Annotated in this window: 7 protein-coding genes; 2 read left to right on the top strand and 5 right to left on the bottom strand. The window is 68.3% G+C overall.

What is annotated here, in order from left to right; translation table 11 throughout:
* Window positions 1-119: 119 nt before the first annotated feature.
* Window positions 120-995 (bottom strand): hypothetical protein, encoded by an 876-nt coding sequence (locus tag Q1K26_RS15590; protein ID WP_300012645.1) that lies wholly within the window; start codon window positions 993-995, stop codon window positions 120-122.
* Between the two features lie 31 nt (window positions 996-1,026).
* Window positions 1,027-1,971 carry a hypothetical protein gene (locus Q1K26_RS15585; RefSeq protein ID WP_300012642.1) on the bottom strand — a complete coding sequence of 315 codons (945 nt, stop codon included), beginning with the start codon at window positions 1,969-1,971 and terminating at the stop codon, window positions 1,027-1,029.
* A gap of 427 nt (window positions 1,972-2,398) precedes the next feature.
* Here Q1K26_RS15585 and Q1K26_RS15580 point away from each other — a divergent pair, with 427 nt between their 5' ends.
* Entirely contained in the window at window positions 2,399-2,665 is a 267-nt protein-coding gene (locus Q1K26_RS15580; protein ID WP_300012639.1) for a hypothetical protein, read from the top strand.
* A gap of 35 nt (window positions 2,666-2,700) precedes the next feature.
* Window positions 2,701-3,165, top strand: coding sequence for a hypothetical protein (locus tag Q1K26_RS15575; protein WP_300012636.1), 465 nt, complete (start codon window positions 2,701-2,703; stop codon window positions 3,163-3,165).
* A 401-nt stretch (window positions 3,166-3,566) separates the two neighbouring features.
* On the opposite strand, the gene Q1K26_RS15570 is transcribed toward Q1K26_RS15575, so the two are convergent.
* The 3 genes from Q1K26_RS15570 to Q1K26_RS15560 all read right to left on the bottom strand — a co-directional run bounded on the left by Q1K26_RS15570 (window position 3,567) and on the right by Q1K26_RS15560 (window position 6,293).
* Window positions 3,567-3,899: a DUF3024 domain-containing protein gene (locus tag Q1K26_RS15570; protein ID WP_300012671.1), complete on the bottom strand. Its 333-nt coding sequence runs from the start codon at window positions 3,897-3,899 to the stop codon at window positions 3,567-3,569.
* Window positions 3,900-4,230: 331 nt separating this feature from the next.
* On the bottom strand, window positions 4,231-4,842 hold the full coding sequence (locus Q1K26_RS15565) for a DUF1648 domain-containing protein (protein WP_300012633.1): 612 nt from the start codon (window positions 4,840-4,842) through the stop codon (window positions 4,231-4,233).
* A 35-nt stretch (window positions 4,843-4,877) separates the two neighbouring features.
* Complete coding sequence (locus Q1K26_RS15560; RefSeq protein WP_300012630.1) at window positions 4,878-6,293, bottom strand: serine hydrolase domain-containing protein; 1,416 nt, start codon at window positions 6,291-6,293, stop codon at window positions 4,878-4,880.
* Window positions 6,294-6,364: the final 71 nt, after the last annotated feature.

Here is a 6,364-nt window from a genome sequence, read left to right as displayed (position 1 = left end):
AGGTCACACCGCGCGTCTGGTGAGTGCAGAACGAGCCCCGCAGCGGACCGACCGACAGATCCCGTTAAAGGCACGCAGCCAGTCAGACGTTGGGTCAGGACGACCGCTGCGGGGCTCCCCTACATACTCACTGTCAGCCGTGGCTGGGGGAGCTTCTCGACGAGGTGTGCCCTCGCCTTGACCGTTCCCGGAGCGATACGGCTCGTGATCCGGATGTCGAGCGCCACGATGCCGTCGTCTGCTGGCAGCCACTGCACCCCGGCGCCCCGTGGCGTGAGGAGCCGCACGGTGCCGAGCGGTGCTGGTCCCGTTCGCGCAAGGAGCGCTGTCAGTTCTCCGGTCGTGAGCGTGGGGTCGATCGACGATGCGCGGTCGACGATCTGGTCGACCGGGTCGGCGTGGTTGTGGAGTGCGGAGACGACGCCGTCGGCGAGGGGCTTGATCAGTCCCGACAGGCTTCCGCGCCATCCGGCCGGAGGCGACACCGTGATCGACAAGGCATAGGCCTCGGGTGGTTCCGAGCGGTTCGACTGTGCGGTGACCTCGCCGCGGCGGGCCGCGAGCCACCACCGTCCGGCCTTCGGCTCGGTGAACAGGGACAGTGGGGCGTCCATGGTGAGGTCGGCCAGTAGCCGGCTCGGTCGCCAGTACCGCCACGGAGCACTGTCGAGGACGAGCTCGTAGCGGTAGTGGTGCGGACCAGTTGGTGGTGTGGTGAAGGATCGTTCGAGGATGAGTCCGTGCGCGGCGGCCGCCCGGAGAGCGCCGGTTCCGAGGTTGTAGCTCAGGACGTTCTCGATGTCGGACAGTCGACGGTCGGCCGAGCTGTAGGCGGCGTGAAGAACCTGGTCAGGGCCGGCTGTCAGAGTCCTGCAAGCTTGCGTGAGGTCACGCCGGAAGTCGACGAGCCAGCCTCTGGGCTCGAAAGGAAGACGTACTGGCGACACGGCCTCGACGACGGAGCCGGGTACGGGCGTCGAGACCTCGTAGTCCACGGCGGGAAGTATGCCGCGAACGACGAGCCGGCTATGCGCCGGCGGGATCGGCGATCGTGGCGTTGACCAGGGTCGGATCGAGATAGCGGGCGTACACATCGTCTGGCCATGAAGCTGGACTCGTCAGTCGGGCGGCCTGGACGACGTCGTCGAGCGTGCGAGCGTCGAAGGTTTCGACGTCGGTGAGGCATCGGCGATAGCGCGCCGCACCGTCGGCGCAGGCGGTGTTGCCGACGGGATACAGCAGTGCGAAGGTGCCGGCCTTCCAGCCGTCGTTCTTCGGGTTGGATCTCAGCTGCAGGGCGAGGAGATGGTCGAGCCAGATCTGTTGCAGCGGGGGCTTCTGCAGTGCGGGGACGAGATCCTCGCGGAAGATCCCGTGCTTGTTGGCCAAGGCCGTGTACCTGCCGTTCTCGTCCTTCGCGGCTCTGCCGGAGAGGTCCTCGTGGTACTTGACCTCGATCCCGAGGAACGAGCGCCCGAGCGGGCCGTCGTAGTCGACGAAGACGTCGAACGCGGAGCGGTTGCCGGTGTAGGCCTCGTCGCCCCGGCCGGGTGACCACTCGAATCGGATGTCGTTGACCGTGCGGATGTCGGGCCAGAGCATCGACAGGACCCGCCCGGCGAGCGTGTGGTCCTCGGCAAGGGGCCCGAACAGGTTGAAGCAAAGCGGCTGGCTGGAGAGTAGGTCGACCCAGAGCCGCGGTCGGCCGAGGAGAGCACCGGTCTTCGGCGCTTCCGCGACGGCGCCCTCGACGCAGTGCTGCGCTTGTGGTGAGAGGTAGTTCGAGAGTGTCGGAGGTTCGGCGTCGGCGGTTGGGGGGAGGCGCGAACCGAGCGGCTTGTCACCGTGCATGCCGGCGAGCAGACCGTGTGCTTGCCGCCAGAGGGACTGGTGCAGGCGCGCACGCTGCTGCCACGCGTTGTCTCCGCGTACGTAGGCGTGGTGAGCTTCCAGTACTGGTCGCGCGATCACGACCGAAGTAGAGCGCAGTCCGGCCAAGCCGCAAGTCGAGCACGCCGCGGGCGCGGGATGTTGATCTCGATCCACGAATTGATCCACGAACTGCTGACACGTGGTGCCGAATCTGCGCGCCCGGCCGCCACTCTCGCCGCCGTCCGCCCAGGTCGCCCGCCATGCGTACGCCAACGTCCGAACTACGGATCAGAAGGTTAGGGGTTCGAATCCCTTCGGGCGCACCATCGTCACACTAGCCCTGACCAGCACGAACGGTCGGGGTTAGATCCTTGTTCAAGGTGACTAGTTGATCTCGGTCCACGGTCTTGGCGTCGACTTGGGTGGTTCCCGTTCGTTGACAGCGCACTCCTCCGCGCGACGCGAGGGTGTCGAGGTCCTGTCGCTCTGCTACTCATGTGTAGTACGTCGTAGTACGCTCAGGTGGGTGCGGGAGATTCGGTGGACCGAGGACAGCGAGGACCACATAGCCCGGCACAAGGTCGACCCGGCTGAGGTTGAGCAGGCGGTCTTCAGTAGGCCTCGCCTGCTCAACTCCGGCAGGGGCGGCACGCAGGTTGCGTTCGGTACGACCGACGCCGGCCGCTACCTGGTGGTTGTCCTGTCCAACGGTGAGGACGGACGAATGTTCGTCGTCACCGCGCGAGACATGACCGACAGCGAGCGTCGGACCTTCATCCGCCGAGCACGTTGACTCCCAATCCCAGCCCGCATCGGAGGGCAGATGACATGAACGACAAGGATCTGGCGGAACTACGCGAACACTTCGGCAGCACCGACCTCAGCGAGGAAATCGAGACGGCGACGTGGGAAACCGAGGTCGAACCGGACCCGATGGTCGTCACCTCACTGCGTCTGCCCAAGTCCTTGCTCGACTGGGTTCGGGATCAGGCCGAAGCTGAGCGGGTCAAGCCAACTGCGCTGATCCGCCGGTGGATCGAGGACAGGCGGCCTACGCAGCCGCGTTCGAGCCAGGTCACCTTGGCGGACCTGGCTGCCCGGGTCGACCGTCTGGAGTCGGTCGCCCTGCATGTCGTGGGTGCTGCTTCGAGCCCCACGGCAGACACGACAGGCGTCGTTCCTGACGACAACATGAAGGACCTGCTTGTTGCACTGCAGCGCAGCGTGGAGGCGGCTCGCGCGGGCACGTCCTCCGATGAGGTGCAAGCACCTCGCCAGCGCCGGGACGCCTGACCTCTGGCGATGCAGGCGTATCGTGTGCCAGGTCGGCTCCAGTCGAGGGCTTCTCGACCGCGCCAAAATGCGGGAAGGCGAGCGCTCCACAGTCGACAGTCGTGGTCCACGGGTTGGTCCACGAACTGTCGCCACACCCTGCATCTTGCGACCGGTTTGATGCCTCGCGCATGCAGCGATGCCCAGGACGCCGCGGGTGCCGGTGTCGGCGTGCCGATACGGATCAGACGGTTAGGGGTTCGAATCCCTTCGGGCGCACCAGTTTCGCGAGGGTCCCGACCTGCGGATACGTGTCGCTCTCGGCGGCCGTTCAGGTCATTTCGACGCGCGACGTCCCCACAGTCATCCCAACATTGGACCGTCTCCATCGCGGTGAGGGGGTCGGCCGTCCCGGCCATAGGTCAACCCCAGAAGATGGCGGTGGGGTCGTGCTCGATCTCGGCGAGGAGATCGTCCACCTGCGGTGAGGCGGCCAGCTGGTCGTAGCGGTGGAAGCGCAGGTTGCGGTCGCGCCAGTACAGCGTCCACGTCCGGTCGGTCGCGGTGTAGCGCAGGCGAGCGACCGGGAGGGTGGTCCAGTCCGGTCCGAGATCGGCGCGCCACGGAGCGCGGCGTTCGACGATCGTCAGGTGGCGTGGGGTGGCGTCGCACTCGATACGAACCTGGTGGAGGGCGTGCTCGGGTACCCGCGCGGCGCACCAGCGCCGTACCCGTGCCACATCCGGTTCCGGCATCGCCACCGCGTCAGGATGCCAGGTCGGATCGATCGACCGTCGCTTCCCGGGGCCGCCGTACGGTCGGGCACGAGGAACAGATCTCGGGGCAGCGGTTCGATGCGGCAGCGACACCCCGGAGTGTGGGAACTGCGAGATCGCGGCCAGGGTGCGGTGCCTGCGCTCGGCATTCGGGTGGGCCTACCGGGAGGGCATCCTGGACGCGCCGCCGCTGCGGGGGATGCGCGGGCCGTCGACGAGCACGACGCGGCTCCACGCCCCTGTCGAGACGGTCCGCCGGATCCTGCAGGTCGCCGGCGACTAGGTCGCCGACGCCCGTCAACGTCTCACGTCATCGGCCGGTCTGGTGGAGGTCCACCGTCGGGAACAGGTTCTGCTCCTGGCGCGGTTGGCCGCGGACACCGGCGCCCGCCGTGGTGAGTTGGCCGCGCTGCAGATCGGCGATCTCGACGGGGAGGTCCTGACGATCAGCCGCGGAACCGCTGCCGAGATGGTCGGGCCGACGAAGAGCGGCCGGATCCGGCGGCTCACCCTCGGATGGACGACCGCCCGGCTGTGGCGGAGCTGTGTCGAGACGTGGAGACAGCGGGCAGGTGAAGCGGATTCGACAGCCGGGGAGGACGGCGTCCGCGGCGTCGGCGAGGTCGAGGTTGGCCGCGATCGCGAAGTACGTCACGGTGCCGAAGACCCCCGCGACGGCCCAGGCGGTTCCGGCCAGCTGGCGCCCGGGGTCGCCGGAGGCGATCGGGGCGGGCGACAGGCGCGCATGGCGGTGGGTGAGCAGCGCGAACACCGCGGTGGAGCCGACCGCGAACGCGACGAGGATCGCGACGACGGCCCACCGGTCGAAGAAGCCATCAGCGGCCCCGCCGAGGGCGAAGTGCATGGCGATCTCGTCGGGCAGCCGGTCGGTCGCGGTGAGCAGGACGACGATGGAGGGCATGATCGCCGGTAGGTGCGGCGGGTGGGAACCCGCGATCAGGCGGGCCCGGATCGGCCGGTGTAGGCCACCCCGAGCCGGAACACCGCCCAGAGCACACCGGTCCCCGCGGTGGCGACCAGGGCCAGACCGAGATCGGGCTGGAACAGGGCGATCGTGGCCAGTGGTGCGCCGATCAGGCTCGGCACCAGGCCGAGGACGACCCACGCCGCACCGAACGTGGTGAGCAGCGGGAACCACAGGCTGAACAGGCCGAAGGCGCCCGACTTGGCGCGTATCTCGCCCCGGCGACGCCAGGCCCAGACCATGCTGAGCAGATAGCCGACCGGCAGCAGCACCATGGCGATGAACAGGGCCTTCTGCGGCCAGCGGGACCCACCGTCGTCGTAGTCGAGGTCCAACGCGGCGGCGACGATCCCGTTGCGGAGCCGGGTCGTCTCGCCGAAGCCCGTTCCACTACCCCCGTTGACCAGCACGACAGCGGCCTTCCGCTCGGCGGGGACCATCGTCGCGAGCGACTCGAAGCCGGGGCTCGACCCGGAGTGCCACACACTCCCGTCGTCCGGGTCCACGAACCAGCCGAAGCCGTAGAACGGCGATTCCGCACCGGCCGGGCGCATCATCAGTGATTTGCTCCCGGCGCTCACGACGTCGTCCTCGCCGTTCATCATCATCTGCAGGTAGCGGGCCATGTCGCCGGCGCTCGCGACCACTCCTCCCTGCGGGGCCGTCCCGCGATCGGTCGGGTTCGCGGGCAGCGGCCGTGTGGTGTCGAACCACGGCCGGTGCCCGGTCGCCATGGACTCGTGGACCTCGCCGTCGGCGACGAAGCTGTGCTCCATGCCGACCGGTTCGAGGATGTGGGCGGCAACGTAGGCCTGGTACTCCTGCCCGCTCACGACCTCGACCAACCGACCGAGAATCTGGTAGTTCGTGTTCGAGTACTCCCACGTCTCGCCGGGCTCATGGGCCGGGATCACCTCTGCGATCCGGTCGACCCGGCGCTCGAGCTCGTCCCTCCCGCCTGTGGTGTCGGTGTGCGAGACGTTCCCCTGCAGCGTGGAGAAGCCGCTGGTGTGGCTCAGCAGCTGCCGGACGGTGATCGCACCGGCGGGCCGGCCGGAGAAGCCGTGGAGGTAGTGCGAGACCCCGGTATCCAGGTCGACCTCGCCCGCCTCGACCAGCTGCATCACGGCCAGTGCGGTGAAGCTCTTGGAGATCGAGCCGGTCAGGAAGGCCGTGGTCGGCGTGACCTCCTCGTCGCCTCCGATCTCGGCGACCCCGCGCGCGCCGACCGAGGTGATCTCACCGTCGACCACGACGGCGTAGGCCACGCCGGGCACGCCCGATGCGGAGAACTCACGGTCGATGACATCCGCGATCGATCGGTCAGGTGTGGCTGCCGGCAGGACGGCACCGAGACCGAGTACGAGTGCAGCCAGGAACAGTCGCATTCTTCGGGTTCTCCCGGCTCCTGAGCGTTCGGTGGATGGCGGACCCGTGCCGCGGATCGGCAGGGATCGGG

The sequence above is a fragment of the Pseudonocardia sp. genome, assembly GCF_029263155.1.
Taxonomy (GTDB): domain Bacteria; phylum Actinomycetota; class Actinomycetes; order Mycobacteriales; family Pseudonocardiaceae; genus Pseudonocardia.
The sequence above is the reverse complement of the archived record's forward strand: the minus strand, read 5'-3'. Positions and strand labels throughout refer to the sequence as shown.